At 72.9% G+C, this 13265-nt stretch carries 15 protein-coding genes; 6 read left to right on the plus strand and 9 right to left on the minus strand.

What is annotated here, in order from left to right:
- Positions 1-103: 103 nt before the first annotated feature.
- A complete protein-coding gene (locus tag ACGFWJ_RS03735) occupies positions 104-583 on the minus strand; it encodes an Lrp/AsnC family transcriptional regulator (RefSeq protein ID WP_387635235.1) in 480 nt (159 codons plus the stop codon).
- Positions 584-695: 112 nt separating this feature from the next.
- Here ACGFWJ_RS03735 and ACGFWJ_RS03740 point away from each other — a divergent pair, with 112 nt between their 5' ends.
- Together ACGFWJ_RS03740 and ACGFWJ_RS03745 are read left to right on the plus strand one after the other, a co-directional pair.
- Positions 696-1847, plus strand: a complete 1152-nt coding sequence (locus ACGFWJ_RS03740) for a trans-sulfuration enzyme family protein (protein ID WP_392944833.1) — start codon at positions 696-698, stop codon at positions 1845-1847.
- A gap of 186 nt (positions 1848-2033) precedes the next feature.
- Positions 2034-3359 carry an erythromycin esterase family protein gene (locus ACGFWJ_RS03745; protein ID WP_392944835.1) on the plus strand — a complete coding sequence of 442 codons (1326 nt, stop codon included), beginning with the start codon at positions 2034-2036 and terminating at the stop codon, positions 3357-3359.
- 28 nt (positions 3360-3387) lie between these two features.
- Here the strand turns inward: ACGFWJ_RS03745 and ACGFWJ_RS03750 are convergent, their stop codons facing one another.
- From ACGFWJ_RS03750 to ACGFWJ_RS03765, 4 genes are all read right to left on the minus strand, one after another.
- On the minus strand, positions 3388-4194 hold the full coding sequence (locus ACGFWJ_RS03750) for a DUF1028 domain-containing protein (RefSeq protein ID WP_392944837.1): 807 nt from the start codon (positions 4192-4194) through the stop codon (positions 3388-3390).
- A 172-nt stretch (positions 4195-4366) separates the two neighbouring features.
- Positions 4367-4675, minus strand: coding sequence for a GNAT family N-acetyltransferase (locus tag ACGFWJ_RS03755; RefSeq protein ID WP_387635246.1), 309 nt, complete (start codon positions 4673-4675; stop codon positions 4367-4369).
- Positions 4676-4748: 73 nt separating this feature from the next.
- A complete protein-coding gene (locus ACGFWJ_RS03760; RefSeq protein WP_392945468.1) occupies positions 4749-5357 on the minus strand; it encodes an FMN reductase in 609 nt (202 codons plus the stop codon).
- A gap of 5 nt (positions 5358-5362) precedes the next feature.
- Entirely contained in the window at positions 5363-6454 is a 1092-nt protein-coding gene (locus ACGFWJ_RS03765; protein WP_392944840.1) for an LLM class flavin-dependent oxidoreductase, read from the minus strand.
- Positions 6455-6693: 239 nt separating this feature from the next.
- Between ACGFWJ_RS03765 and ACGFWJ_RS03770 the strand changes: the two genes are divergently transcribed.
- The gene (locus ACGFWJ_RS03770; protein WP_392944842.1) at positions 6694-7347 is read left to right on the plus strand and encodes a TNT domain-containing protein; all 654 of its coding nucleotides are present in this window, start codon (positions 6694-6696) and stop codon (positions 7345-7347) included.
- A 36-nt stretch (positions 7348-7383) separates the two neighbouring features.
- On the opposite strand, the gene ACGFWJ_RS03775 is transcribed toward ACGFWJ_RS03770, so the two are convergent.
- The gene (locus ACGFWJ_RS03775) at positions 7384-7905 is read right to left on the minus strand and encodes a PadR family transcriptional regulator (RefSeq protein ID WP_392944844.1); all 522 of its coding nucleotides are present in this window, start codon (positions 7903-7905) and stop codon (positions 7384-7386) included.
- Between the two features lie 279 nt (positions 7906-8184).
- Here ACGFWJ_RS03775 and ACGFWJ_RS03780 point away from each other — a divergent pair, with 279 nt between their 5' ends.
- Complete coding sequence (locus ACGFWJ_RS03780; protein ID WP_392944846.1) at positions 8185-9072, plus strand: S1 family peptidase; 888 nt, start codon at positions 8185-8187, stop codon at positions 9070-9072.
- A 93-nt stretch (positions 9073-9165) separates the two neighbouring features.
- On the opposite strand, the gene ACGFWJ_RS03785 is transcribed toward ACGFWJ_RS03780, so the two are convergent.
- Entirely contained in the window at positions 9166-9459 is a 294-nt protein-coding gene (locus tag ACGFWJ_RS03785) for an antibiotic biosynthesis monooxygenase (protein WP_392944848.1), read from the minus strand.
- Between the two features lie 96 nt (positions 9460-9555).
- Here ACGFWJ_RS03785 and ACGFWJ_RS03790 point away from each other — a divergent pair, with 96 nt between their 5' ends.
- The gene (locus ACGFWJ_RS03790) at positions 9556-10125 is read left to right on the plus strand and encodes a TetR/AcrR family transcriptional regulator (protein WP_392945470.1); all 570 of its coding nucleotides are present in this window, start codon (positions 9556-9558) and stop codon (positions 10123-10125) included.
- A 105-nt stretch (positions 10126-10230) separates the two neighbouring features.
- Here ACGFWJ_RS03790 and ACGFWJ_RS03795 read toward each other — a convergent pair whose 3' ends face one another.
- Complete coding sequence (locus tag ACGFWJ_RS03795) at positions 10231-12234, minus strand: FAD-dependent oxidoreductase (protein ID WP_392944850.1); 2004 nt, start codon at positions 12232-12234, stop codon at positions 10231-10233.
- Positions 12235-12342: 108 nt separating this feature from the next.
- Between ACGFWJ_RS03795 and ACGFWJ_RS03800 the strand changes: the two genes are divergently transcribed.
- Positions 12343-12735 carry an RNA-binding S4 domain-containing protein gene (locus tag ACGFWJ_RS03800; protein WP_387635285.1) on the plus strand — a complete coding sequence of 131 codons (393 nt, stop codon included), beginning with the start codon at positions 12343-12345 and terminating at the stop codon, positions 12733-12735.
- A gap of 7 nt (positions 12736-12742) precedes the next feature.
- Here ACGFWJ_RS03800 and ACGFWJ_RS03805 read toward each other — a convergent pair whose 3' ends face one another.
- Complete coding sequence (locus ACGFWJ_RS03805) at positions 12743-13237, minus strand: hypothetical protein (protein WP_392944852.1); 495 nt, start codon at positions 13235-13237, stop codon at positions 12743-12745.
- Between the last annotated feature and the right edge of the window lie 28 nt (positions 13238-13265).

Below are 13265 nucleotides of genomic sequence, written 5' to 3' on the forward strand. Positions count from 1 at the left end.
GAAAGGCCCCGGATGCGGCGGCGGATGGTGGACAGTGGCCACAACTCGCCACCCCCGCACGGCTCCTGCGGCGGGGGCGACCGGCGGCGCGTGGTATCGGACCTCAGATCGCGGGCGTGGCGCCCGGGATCCGCTCGAACACCAGGTTGGTGCGGGTCTGGGCGACCGCCGGATGCGTCGTCAGGTGCTCCACCACGAAGCAGCGCAGCGCCTCCGGGTCGGCCACCGCCACGTGCAGCAGGTAGTCCTCGCTGCCCGCCATGTGGAACACCGCCAGCACCCCGGGCAGTTGGGGCGCCGCCGCCCGGAAACTGCCGTTCTGCTCCACGGTGTGCGCTCGCAGGCGCACCGAGATCATCGCCTGCAGCGACAGCCCGACGGCCGGCAGGTCGACCTCCGCGTGGTAGCCGCGGATCACCCCGCGCTCGCGCAGCGCCCGCACCCGGGTCAGACAGGTGGACGGGGCGATCCCGACCAGTTCCGCCAGCGCGTTGTTGGCCATCCGGGCGTTCGCCAGCAGCGCCCGGACGATCGCCCGGTCGGTCTCGTCCAGCGCCGCGCGGGCCCGTGGAATGTTCGGCACGCCACCAGCGTGGCGGCCCGGGTCGAACATTCGCAAGACCGCACCCCCTCCGAACCGAATGATCGATTGTCCCTCTGGCCTTCTCGCGGCATCAACTTCACCATCAACGGCCATGAGCCGACTCGACACCAGAGCCGTGCACGCCGGCCGCGACGACCTCGCCGGCCTCGGCACGCACGTCCCCCCGCTCGACCTGTCCACCACCTACCCGGTGCCCGACCTCGCCGCCGGCGGCGACGCCTACCAGGCGCTGGCCACCGGCGGACGGCCGCCCGCCGAGGGCGGGCTGGTCTACCAGCGGCTGTGGAACCCCACCGTCGCCCGTTTCGAGAACGCGCTGGCCGAACTGGAGGGCTGCGCCCAGGCGGTGGCGTTCTCCTCCGGCATGGCCGCGCTCACCGCCTGCCTGCTGGCCGCCGCCTCGGAGGGCCGTCGGCACGTGGTCGCGGTGCGCCCGCTGTACGGCGGCTCGGACCACCTGCTGGACTCCGGCCTGCTCGGCACCGAAGTCACCTGGGCCACCCCGGACACCGTCGCCGCCTCCGTCCGCCCCGACACCGGGCTCGTCCTGGTGGAGACGCCCGGCAACCCCACCCTGGACCTGGTCGACCTGGCCGCGATCGCCCACCAGTGCGGCGACGCACCGCTGATGGTCGACAACACCTTCGCCACCCCGGTGCTGCAGCGCCCCGCCGAGTTCGGCGCCGCGCTGGTGCTGCACTCCGCGACCAAGTCGATCGGCGGCCACGGCGACGTGCTGGCCGGCGCCGTCGCCTGCACCACCGAGTGGGCCGAGCGGCTGCGCCGGGTCCGCGCCGTCACCGGCGCGATCCTGCACCCGCTGGCCGGCTACCTGCTGCACCGCGGCCTGCAGACCCTGCCGCTGCGGGTGCGGGCCGCCTCGGAGAGCGCCGCCCGGCTCGCCGACTGGCTCGCCGAGCAGCCCGAGGTGACGGCCGTGCACTACCCCGGCCGCTCCGGCTCCCCGCTGCTCGGACGTCAACTCCTCGGCGGCGGCAGCACCTTGGCGTTCGAGGCGGCGGGCGGCTTCGAGCACGCGGCGGCGATCGCCGAGCACTGCGAGCTGATCACCCACGCGGTCTCGCTCGGCGGCGTGGACACCCTGATCCAGCACCCGGCCTCGCTCACCCACCGCCCGGTCGCCGCCGCCCACAAGCCCGTCCCCGCCCTGCTGCGGCTGTCGGTCGGCCTGGAGGACCCGGCCGACCTGGAGGCGGACCTCGCCAAGGCGCTGCTCCGGTAGCACGGCACCCGGGCCGACGTCGGCCATCCCCGAGCCGGTGACGTCGGCCCACCGGGCAGCCACCCCCCGGTGCGGGGGATTTCCCCCGCACCCTTCCGGTGGCACGCCCCAGCGCGTCGCACCGCCCCGCCGAACCATGATCGTCACCAGGGCCGCACCCGGCGGCCCGGACACGGAGACACGACCATGACGGCTCACCACCGGCACCTCAGCAGGCGCGGCCTGCTCGCCGCCACCACCGCGGCCCTCGCCGTCCCCGCGCTGCGCATCCCGGCCGCCGCCGCGGCCGACCGCACGGACCGCCAGGAACTGCTCGTGGTCAAGCAGCTGGAGGCCGCCGCGCACCCGCTGCGCACCACCGCGCCCGGCGGCCGCAGCACCGACCTGGCGGCGCTCGGCGACCTGATCGGCGACTCGCTGGTCGTCGGCCTCGGCGAGGCCACCCACGGCTCCCACGAGTTCTTCACGCTCAAGCACCGGCTCTTCCGCCACCTGGTCGAGGAGCGCGGCTTCACCACCTTCGCCCTGGAGGCGAGCTGGACGGCGGGCCTGGAGATCGACGAGTTTCTCCAGGGCGGCGAGGGCGACGCCCGCCAGGTCGCCGACCGCGCCTTCGCCGGATCGCCGTGGCACCGCGAGGAGTTCGCCGACCTGATCGGCTGGATGCGGGACCACAACCGCCGCCACCCCGGCCGCCCCGTCCACTTCCTCGGCGACGACCTCGGCCTGCCCGGCCTCGGCGACCGGGTCTTCCAGCGCGTCCTCGACCTCGCCCGCCCCCAGGATCTGGCCCGGCTCACCGACCTGTACGCGCCGCTGCGCCCGCTGGACGACGTATTCGGCTACCTCGGCCGACCGGTCGCCGAGCGCCGCGCCAACGCCGAACTCGCCCGCAAGGCCTTCGAGTTGGCGTCCTCGGCGGGCGACCCGTGGGCCGAGCAGCACGCCCGGGTGATCGCCGACACCTTCGCCTTCCTCACCATGGACGCCGGCGACCCGGCGACGGTCGCGGCCGCCGAGCAGCTCCGCGACCGCGCCATGGCGCACAACGTGCTGTGGTGGCAGCGGCGGACCGGCCACCGCATCCTGGTCTCCGCGCACAACGGCCATGCCGGCTACGCCTCCACCATGCCGGAGCTCTACCCCGTCCCGCAGGGCGCGCAGCTGCGCCAGGCCCTCGGCGACCGCTACACCGCGATCGGCACCACCTTCGACCGCGGCACCTTCCTCACCACCCGCGACGGCGCGGGCGGCGCGTGGGGGCCGGTCAGCCTCCCGCCCGCCGCGCCCGGCAGCGTCGAGTACGTCCTCGACCAGGTCCGCCACGTCGACTACTACGTGCCGCTGCGCCGGCTGCCCGCCGCAGCGGGCAACTGGCTGGCAACCCCGCGCCCGACGTACGACGCGGGGACCACCTTCACCACGCCCCTGCGGGAACTCGCCGTCGGCGCGGCCTACGACGTCCTGGTCCACCTGCACGAGGTGACGGCCGCAAGGGAGTTGACGCCCTGAACCCGGCTGCGCCCTGACCCGGCTGCGGTCAGCCGGCGGCGACGGTGCGCAGGTGGTTCAGCACCAGCGGGTCGATCCGGCCCTCGACCAGGCGGCCCTCGAGGTTCTCCACCCCGGCCCAGCGGTCGAGCTCGTCGTAGCCGAGCTTGGCGAGCAACGCGCCGACCTCGTCGGCGAGTTCGCCGTCGAGCGCGAGCAGCGAGTCCGGGTCCGGGGTGCCGTGCAGGATCTCGTGCAGGGCGAGCAGGCGGCGCAGTTCGCCGACCGGGTCCGCGTGGTCCTCGACCCGCAGGTCGTGCGAGGTGTCGCCCCAGCCGCCGACGCCCTTGCCGGGCTCGACCACGTACAGCCCGGCGCTCTGCCGGCCGCGGGAGTCGCCACCGGCCGCGTCACCAGCCGTGAGGGCGGCCAACAGCCGCTCGGCGAACGGGAGTTCGGCGGAGGCCAGCCAGGCGGCCTCCATCTCGCCGACCACCTCCGGCCCGGTCAGGATGTTGCCCTGGATCGCGTAGTCCGGGCCGGACACCCCGCCCGCCCAGGGCAGGCACTCCTCGCCGGTCCAGCTGACGGCGCTCTCCGGGCCGACCACGCCGAGCTGGCGGTGCACCCGCCCGTCGTCCGCGGCGAGCAGCGCCGCGACGGTGGAGGCGGGCGAGGCGCCGCTGCGCAGCATGGCCATGCCCTGCGGGCGGTAGGCGAGGTTGGCCCAGGCCTGGGAGGCGAGGGCGCCGGTGCCGATCTCGGCGGCCGGAACGAGGGCGCCGACGGCGAGGAACTTGCTGGCCACGGCCACGCCATAGGCGTTTCCGTGCCGAGCGACGATGGAGAAGGTCACGAGCGGCGACGATAGCTGTGCAGGAACGTTTCGTCCACGGTGAGTCCCGGTTTGGCACATTCCGTCAAGTTCCGCGGCATAGCGGCATACAGGGTCGCGCGCGACGGGCGAAATGCTGCGGCGGGCGCCGGTCTCGTCCCCGGCACCCGCCGTCCGCCGTCCGCGCGACGGCTCAGAGGTCGAACTTGGCGCGCTTGTCCTCCGGCACCAGGTCGACGTACTCGGGGTGCTTGGCGATCCAGCCGCGGATGAACGGGCAGTACGGCAGGACGCCCAGGCCGCGCTCGCGCGCCGTGTCGAGGACGGCGCGGGCCAGCTTGCCGCCCAGGCCCTGGCCCTCGAAGGCCGGGTCGATGACGGTGTGGACGAAGGCGATCTGCCCGCCGTCGCGGAGCTGGTACTCGGCGAATCCGGCCAGTCCGGCGTCGGTGGTGATCTCGAAGCGGGACTGCTCGGTGTTGTCGGTGACCTGGGGTTCCATGGCGCACGCTCCTGGGTGTCGGGGTTCCTGGGTGTCGGGGCTCTCGGTCGGAAGATAGGGCATCGAGGGCCCGTCACTGTCCTCGTAGCGCAGCGAGTTGTTGCGCGAAGGGCACAACCTGCTCGGCCTGGTGCGTCGCGGCGGGCCGCCCGGCCAGCAGGGCGGCGAGTTCGCGGGCGGCGCGGTCGATCCGGCCGGCCAGCGAGCCGTCCGCCCCGTTCGCACCCCAGTCCTCGGAGGCGGCGAAGACCGCGGTGGGGACCACCACCGCGCGCAGGTGCGCGAAGAGCGGCCGCATCACGTGTTCGAGGGCGAGGCTGTGCCGGGCGGTGCCGCCGGTGGCGGCGATCAGCACGGGGGTGCCGGTCAGCGCGTCCTTGTCGAGCACGTCGACGAAGGACTTGAACAGCCCGCTGTAGGAGGCGGAGAAGATCGGCGTGACGGCGATCAGCCCGTCCGCCTCCTCGACCGCCCGCACGGCGTCGCGCAGCGCGGGCGGCGGGAAGCCGGTGACCAGGTTGTCCGCGATGTCCCGGGCGAGCTCCCGCAGTTCGACCACCCGGACGTCCACCTCCCGCCCGGCACTGCCCAGTTCGCGGGCGGCGGCGCCGGCCAGGCGGTCGGCGAGCAGCCGGGTGGAGGACGGGACGGAGAGCCCCGCCGTCACCACGACCAGTTTCAGCGCGCTCACTTGGCGACCGCCTCCTGCTGCCCGGCCGCCACCAGCGCGGCGTGGGTGGGCCCGTCCGGGACCTCGGCGGGGCGGTTCTTGGCGAACTCCTTGCGCAGTACCGGAACGACCTCCTCGCCGAGCAGGTCGAGCTGCTCCAGCACGGTCTTCAGCGGCAGTCCGGCGTGGTCCATCAGGAACAGCTGGCGCTGGTAGTCGCCGAAGGTCTCGCGGAAGCTCAGGGTCTTCTCGATGACCTCCTGCGGGCTGCCGACGGTCAGCGGCGTCTGCTCGGTGAACTCCTCCAGCGAGGGCCCGTGCCCGTAGACAGGGGCGTTGTCGAAGTACGGGCGGAACTCGCGCACCGCGTCCTGCGAGTTCTTGCGCATGAAGACCTGCCCGCCGAGGCCGACGACGGCCTGCTCGGCGGTGCCGTGGCCGTAGTGCGCGTACCGCTCGCGGTAGAGGTTGACCAGGCGCTGGAAGTGCTCCTTGGGCCAGAAGATGTTGTTGGCGAAGAAGCCGTCGCCGTAGTAGGCGGCCTGTTCGGCGATCTCGGGGCTGCGGATCGAGCCGTGCCAGACGAACGGCGGGGTGTCGTCGAGCGGGCGCGGGGTGGAGGTGAAGGACTGCAGCGGGGTGCGGAAGCGGCCCTGCCAGTCGACGTTCTCCTCGCGCCAGAGCTGGTGCAGCAGCGCGTAGTTCTCGATGGCGAGCGGGATGCCCTGGCGGATGTCCTTGCCGAACCACGGGTAGACGGGGCCGGTGTTGCCACGGCCCATCATCACGTCCACCCGGCCGTTCGCGAGGTGCTGGAGCATCGCGAAGTCCTCGGCGATCTTCACCGGGTCGTTGGTGGTGATCAGCGTGGTGGAGGTGGAGAGGATCAGCTTCTCGGTGCGGGCCGCGATGTAGCCGAGCATGGTGGTCGGCGAGGACGGGACGAACGGCGGGTTGTGGTGCTCGCCGGTGGCGAACACGTCGAGGCCGACCTCCTCGGCCTTGAGCGCGATGGCGACCATCGCCTTGATCCGCTCGTGCTCGCTGGGGGTCCGACCGGTGGTGGGGTCGGTGGTCACGTCGCCGACGCTGAAGATGCCGAACTGCACCGCTCTCAACTCCTTCTCGGTTGATTCAACATTCAACCAGCCGGTGCAACGGGATGCCACCCCGACCTATTCCCGCCAGGATTCCTCGGCGGTTGACCGAAACGCCGACACTCTCGGCAGTTGATCGGATACGCAGAGTTGACTGATGGTCAGGCATTCCGCTTACCTGGTGCACGCCTTCGGGTGCGGACCGTCACCGGCCGCGCCCCTGCCGTCCAGCCGCCCCCACCGGAGTGTCCGTGCGCCTGCGCAAGTTCCTCGCCCCGCTCGTCGCCACCGTCGCCCTGCTCGCGACCGCCGCCCCTGTCGCGTCCGCCGCGACGCCCGCCGAGCTGCGGATCACCCTCACCACCGAGTGCTCCGCCGACTTCCGGCACGGCGACTCCCGGCTCGGCCCGGCCCAACTGCCCAACGCCGGAGCGGTCGGCCGCCAGCTGTTCGGCTACCTGCGCACCGGGCTGATGAGCGAGCAGCAGTTCCTCAACACGTACTACGACAGCGCGGCCGGCAGCTGGAAGTACCCGCCGTCCAACGGCTACGTGCTGATGCCCGACGGCACCCCGATCGAGTACAACACCACCCTCGACCCCGGCCAGGCGATCGACCGCTACGGCAGTGAGTACGGCTCCTTCCTCGCCCCCGAGGGACTGCCGTACGCCGCCCGCTCGATCCCGCCGTCCAGCCTCGACGGCAACCCGGCCGCGGGCTGCAACTACCACGACTACCGGGTACTCAAGGCGTTCACCGTGCACTCCGGCCCGATAGCCCCCTGGTTCGGGCAGCCCGGCCTCGGCCTCCAGTACCAGCTGGACGCCGCACTGGTGCCCGGCGCGCCGGAGCGGATCAACGTCGGGTGGCTGGTGGACAACGGGTACCTGGCGCGCCTGGTCTGACCTGCGCCCAACTGCCGTGCGGCGCCCGGGCCTCGCTCAACTCCGTTCCAGCGCCTGGTCCAGCCAGGCCAGCCAGAACGACTCCAGCTGGACGCCCGCCTGCAGCACCATGTGCTGCAGGCGGTTCTCCGTCTCCGCCCGCTCCGGCGGGAAGTCGCGGCGCTCGATCTCCAGGTAATCGGCCAACTGCGCCCGGTGCAGCTCCCGGTGACGCGCCAGCTCCTCCTCCAGGCCGTCCACACCGAGCACCGCCGCGGCGCGCAGCCGCAGCAGCAGCGGGTCCCGGATCGGCTTCGGGTCCTGCGCATGCCCGACCCACTCGCGCAGCCGCTCCCGCCCCGCCGGCAGCACCTGGTACTCCTTGGGCTGCCCACGCCCCGCCCCCGGCCCCGACGCCCGCACCAGCCCCTCGCGCTCCAGCCGCCCCAGCTCGCGGTAGATCTGCTGGTGCGTCGCCGACCAGAAGAACCCGATCGACCGGTCGAACCGCCGGGTCAACTCCAGCCCCGAGGAAGGCTTCTCCAGCAGGGCGGTGAGGATCGCGTGCGGCAGTGACATGCGGCGATCGTACGGGCCGCGACTCGCTGGGCGATCCTCGGCGCCTTGGGGGCCGCGGTGCGCGGCGGTGCGCAGCCGGTGCGCAGCCGGTGCGGGTGGCCGGAAAGCTCGGTCGGGGGTCTTGTGCCGCTCCAACTCCTGGCGAATACTCCCGGGATAGCGCTTGTCAGGGGCAGATCAGAACCGGGGCCGCGAGTCGACCGGTCCGCGATCGCCGCCTGCCCGCGCCTCACGGCCCGTCACTTGCCCGGGCCTCCCCCACCCCTCAGGAGGAGAACTGTGAGGACCATGCGCACCACCCCCACGTCGCCGTCCCGCACCCGCGGACGCCTGCTCGCCGTCGCCGTCGCCCTCGCCGCGGCGACCGCGCTCGCTGCGCCCAGCGCCGTCGCGGCCGACGGCGTCGCGGACGACGGCGTCGCGGACGCCGGCACGCTGGCCCAGGTCAGCACCGCGGTCGAGCAGGCCGGCGTCAACGGCATCGCCTGGCACACCGACCAGGCCACCGGCCAGGTCGTCGTGACGGCCGACAGCAGCGTCGGCCCCGCCGCGCTCGCCACACTCGGCAAGGCCGCCGGGACGAAGCACCTCAAGATCGAGCGGACCGCGGGCACCTTCACCCCGCTGCTGTCCGCCGGCGCGGCCATCTACGGTGGCGGCTACCGCTGTTCGCTGGGCTTCAACGTGGTCAAGGGCGGCGTCTACTACTTCCTGACCGCCGGCCACTGCGGCAACATCGCGAGCACCTGGTACAGCAACTCCGCCCAGACCACCACGCTCGGATCCACCGTCAGCTCCAGCTTCCCCGGCACCGACTACGCGCTCGTGAAGTACAGCAGCGCCTCGGCCAGCCACCCCGGCGGCTACTCCGCGGCCAGCGCGTACGTCGGCGAATCCGTCAAGCGCACCGGCTCCACCACCGGCACCCACGGCGGCACCGTCACCGCCCTGAACGCCACCGTCCGCTACTCCGACGGCAGCACCGTCCGCGGCCTGATCCAGACCAACGTCTGCGCCGAGGGCGGCGACTCCGGCGGCCCGCTCTACGACGGCACCAAGGCCCTCGGCCTCACCTCCGGCGGCAGCGGCAACTGCACCTCCGGCGGCACCACCTTCTTCCAGCCCGTCACGGCGGCCGCCGCCGCGTACGGCGTCTCGCTGTACTGACCGCACACCCGCGGCCCCTCGGACCTGCCGGCCCGAGGGGCCGCGGGCATGGCTTCCCGGCGCGGCCTGCCTGCGACAGGGTCGCCCGCTCAGCTACTGCTGACGCGACAGCAGGGTGTGGACCTGGCGGGGCTTGAGCTCGCGCTCGTCGAACACGACCACCTCGGGGCACTCCCGGCCCACGGCGGCGAACGCGCCCTGGAACGCCTGCGGGGACTCGAACGCGCCGGTGGTGACGACGGCGTCGCCCTCGGGGGTGACCCAGACCTCGGCCCGGAGGAATCCCTGCTGCCGGGTCAGCACCTCGCAGACCTGGTGGCAGCGGTCGACGAACTCCTCGACGTACTCGGACTTCGGGTAGTGGTAGGCGACGAAACCGAACGACATGGTGATGCCCTCCCCGGATTGTACGATGGCGTACAACGAAGCTAGACCCGTTGTACGCTGCCGCACAACGGCGGAGATCATGAGGTGGATCACACCATGGGCGCACTGCGCACACCGCGCGAGAAGTGGGTCGAGACCGGCCTGCAGACCCTTGCCTCGGGCGGCGTGGACGCCGTGCGCGTCGAGGCCCTGGCCAAGTCCCTCGGCGTGACCAAGGGCGGGTTCTACGGCTACTTCGCCGACCGCGACGCCCTGCTGACCGAGATGCTGGACACCTGGGAACGCGAGGCCACCGACGACGTCCTCGAACGGATCGGGCACGAGGACGCGGACCCCCGCGCCAGGGCCCGCCGCGCCGGGAAGCTCACCTTCTCCGACCGCCTGCGCCCCATCGACCTGGCCGTCCGCGACTGGGCCCGCCGCGATCAGGCCGTCGCCGAACGCCTGCGCCGCGTGGACAACAGGCGCATGGACCTACTGCGCGAGGCCATCGGCACTGTCTGCACCGACCCTGACGAGGTCGAGGCCCGTAGCCTGCTCGCCTTCTGCCTCGCCATCGGCAACCACTTCCTCGCCGCCGATCACCCCGGCCGCACCCGCGCCGAAGTCCTCGACCGCGCCGGCCGCCTGATCCTCGAACGCCCGGCCGACGACCCGGCCCGCTGACCGCCCTGCGCGCCGAACCACCGCCCGAACCACGGCCCAGGAACGCCCGGTGGGCCGGAACGCGGTCGCGTCCCGGCGCACTCGCTCACTCCAGCTGACGTCGGCTCAGAGCGCCGCCGCCAGGCGGGTGCCCTGGTCGATGGCGCGCTTGGCGTCGAGTTCGGTGGCGAGGTCGGCGCCGCCGATCAGGTGCGGCGTGATGCCGCGCTCGCGGAGGGTGTCGAGGAGGTCGCGGCGGGGTTCCTGGCCGGCGCAGAGGACGATGGTGTCGACGGGGAGGGTCTGTTCGGTGCCGTCGACGGTCACGTGCAGGCCGGCGTCGTCGATGCGGCGGTATTCGACGCCGGGGACCATGACGACGCCGCGGTGGCGCAGTTCGGTGCGGTGGATCCAGCCGGTGGTCTTGCCGAGGCCGGCGCCGACCTTGCCGGTCTTGCGCTGGAGCAGGTGGACGCTGCGCGGGACGGCGGGGCGGGCGGGGGTGGCGAGGCCGCCGGGGGTGGTGTGGTCGGCGTCGACGCCCCACTTGGCGAGGAAGTCGGAGTCGGTGCCCTGGTCGGTGAGGTATTCGGCGACGTCGAAGCCGATGCCGCCGGCGCCGATCACGGCGACGCGGTCGCCGACCTTGGCGCCGTCGCGCAGCACGTCGAGGTAGCCGAGCACGCTGGGGTGGTCGATGCCCTCGATCTCGGGGGTGCGCGGGGTGACGCCGGTGGCGAGCACGACCTCGTCCCAGCCGGTCAGGGCGTCCGCGTCGGCCATCGTACCGAGGCGCAACTCGACTCCGGTGCGGGCGAGTTCGTACCGGTAGTAGCGCAGCGTCTCGTCGAACTCCTGCTTGCCCGGGACGCGGCGGGCGACGTTCAGCTGTCCGCCGATCTCACTCGCGGCGTCGAACAGGGTGACGTGGTGGCCCCGGTCGGCGGCGGAGACGGCGAACGCGAGGCCGGCGGGGCCGGCGCCGACCACGGCGATGCGCTTGCGCAACTGCGTGGGGGCGAGGACGAGTTCGGTCTCGTGGCAGGCGCGCGGGTTGACCAGGCAGGAGGTGATCTTCGCGCTGAAGGTGTGGTCCAGGCAGGCCTGGTTGCAGCCGATGCAGGTGTTGATGGCCTCGGGGGTTCCGGCGGCGGCCTTGTTGACGAAGGCGGCGTCGGCGAGCATCGGGCGGGCCAGCGAGACCAGGTCGGCGTGGCCGGTGGCGAGCAACTCCTCGGCGAGTTCCGGGGTGTTGATGCGGTTGGTAGTGACCAGCGGGATGCCGACCTTGCCCATCAGCTTCTTGGTGACCCAGGCGAACGCGCCGCGCGGCACCGAGGTGGCGATGGTCGGGATGCGGGCCTCGTGCCAGCCGATGCCGGTGTTGATGATGGTGGCGCCGGCCGCCTCGATCTCCCCGGCGAGGCGCACCACCTCGTCGAAGGTGGAGCCGCCGGGGACCAGGTCGAGCATGGAGAGCCGGTAGACGAGGATGAAGTCCGCGCCGACCCGCTCGCGCACCCGGCGGACGATCTCGACCGGGAAGCGCATCCGGTTCTCGTACGAGCCGCCCCAGCCGTCGGTGCGGTGATTCGTCTGTCGGGCGATGAACTCGTTGATCAGGTAGCCCTCGGAGCCCATGATCTCCACGCCGTCGTACCCGGCGGAGCGGGCGAGTTCGGCGCAGCGCGCGAAGTCCTCGATGGTCTGCTCGATCTGCTCCTCGGTCAGCTCGTGCGGGACGAACGGGCTGATCGGGGCCTGCAGGGCGGACGGGGCGACCAGGTCCTCGTGGTAGGCGTACCGACCGAAGTGCAGGATCTGCAGGGCGATCTTGCCGCCCTCGGCGTGGACGGCGTCGGTGACCACGCGGTGTTCGGCGGCCTCCTGCTCGGTGGTGAGCTTGGCGCCGCCGCCCCACGGCCGCCCGGCCTCGTTGGGCGCGATGCCGCCGGTGACGATCAGGCCGACGCCGCCGCGGGCGCGCTCCGCGTAGAACGCCGCCATCCGCTCGAAGCCGTTCGCGGCCTCCTCCAGGCCGACGTGCATGGAACCCATCACCACCCGGTTCCGCAGCGTGGTGAAGCCCAGGTCGAGCGGGGCCAGCAGGTGGGGGTACGCAGCAGTCATCGACGCCTCCGGTCCGGATTTGTTACCCAACGGTAGGGGGCGTCCGGCCAACTCTGCAACTAGTTGCAGAAACCATGGCGGGGACCGCGCGGCGCTAGGCTCGGGCCCATGAGTACGGACGAGGCGAGCGTACGGATCGACAGCTGGATCTGGGCGATCCGGCTGATCAAGACCCGCTCGGCGGCGGGCGCGGCCTGCCGGGCCGGGCACGTCAAGGTGAACGGGGCCACCGCGAAGCCCGCGCAGCACGTCAAGGCGGGCGACGACGTCCGCGTGCGGGTCGAGGGCCGGGAACGGATCGTCCAGGTGGTCCGGCCGATCGCCAAACGGGTCGGCGCCCCCGTCGCCGAGACCTGCTACGTCGACCACAGCCCCCCGCCGCCGCCCCGCACCGAACGCCCCGCCGAGATCGGCCTCCGCGACCGCGGCACCGGCCGCCCCACCAAACGCGACCGCCGCGACCTGGACAAGCTCCGCGACGGCTACCGCCCCTACTTCTGACCAAGCCTTACGCCTCCTGGGCGCGTTCCTTCGCGACCCGCACCTGCTCGGCGAACTCCTCGGCGGTGATCCGCTCCACCGAGGCCCCGTACTTCGCGGCCAGTTCGTCGGCGGGTGCGCTGTCGTGCTCCACCAGGTCGGCCACCAGCAGCGCCCGCCCGCTCTCCACCCGCGACGACAGCACGATCAGGCCCGCGCCGCCGTCGGTCATCTCCGTCTGCTCGGCCGCGTTGCCGATCGCCGCCCCCGCCGCGAAGCCCAGCAGCACCCCGATCGGCCCGCCGAGCAGCCCGACCAGCCCGCCCACCAGCCCCGAACCGACCGTCGGCACACCGGCGCCGCGGATGTGGCTCTCCGGAATGTCGACGATCCCCTCGGCACTGCGCTCCAGCACCGCGAGCTGCCGCAGCCCCGGCAGGTGCATCGCATCCTCATACGCCCGCCGGGCCGCCCCCTGGTCGGTGAAGCCGAGCAGCAGCACGTTGTGGTGGTGGTCGCTCATCGCATTCCCCTTCGCCGACCGGTCGCCG

The organism is Kitasatospora sp. NPDC048407 (assembly GCF_043200475.1).
Taxonomy (GTDB): domain Bacteria; phylum Actinomycetota; class Actinomycetes; order Streptomycetales; family Streptomycetaceae; genus Kitasatospora.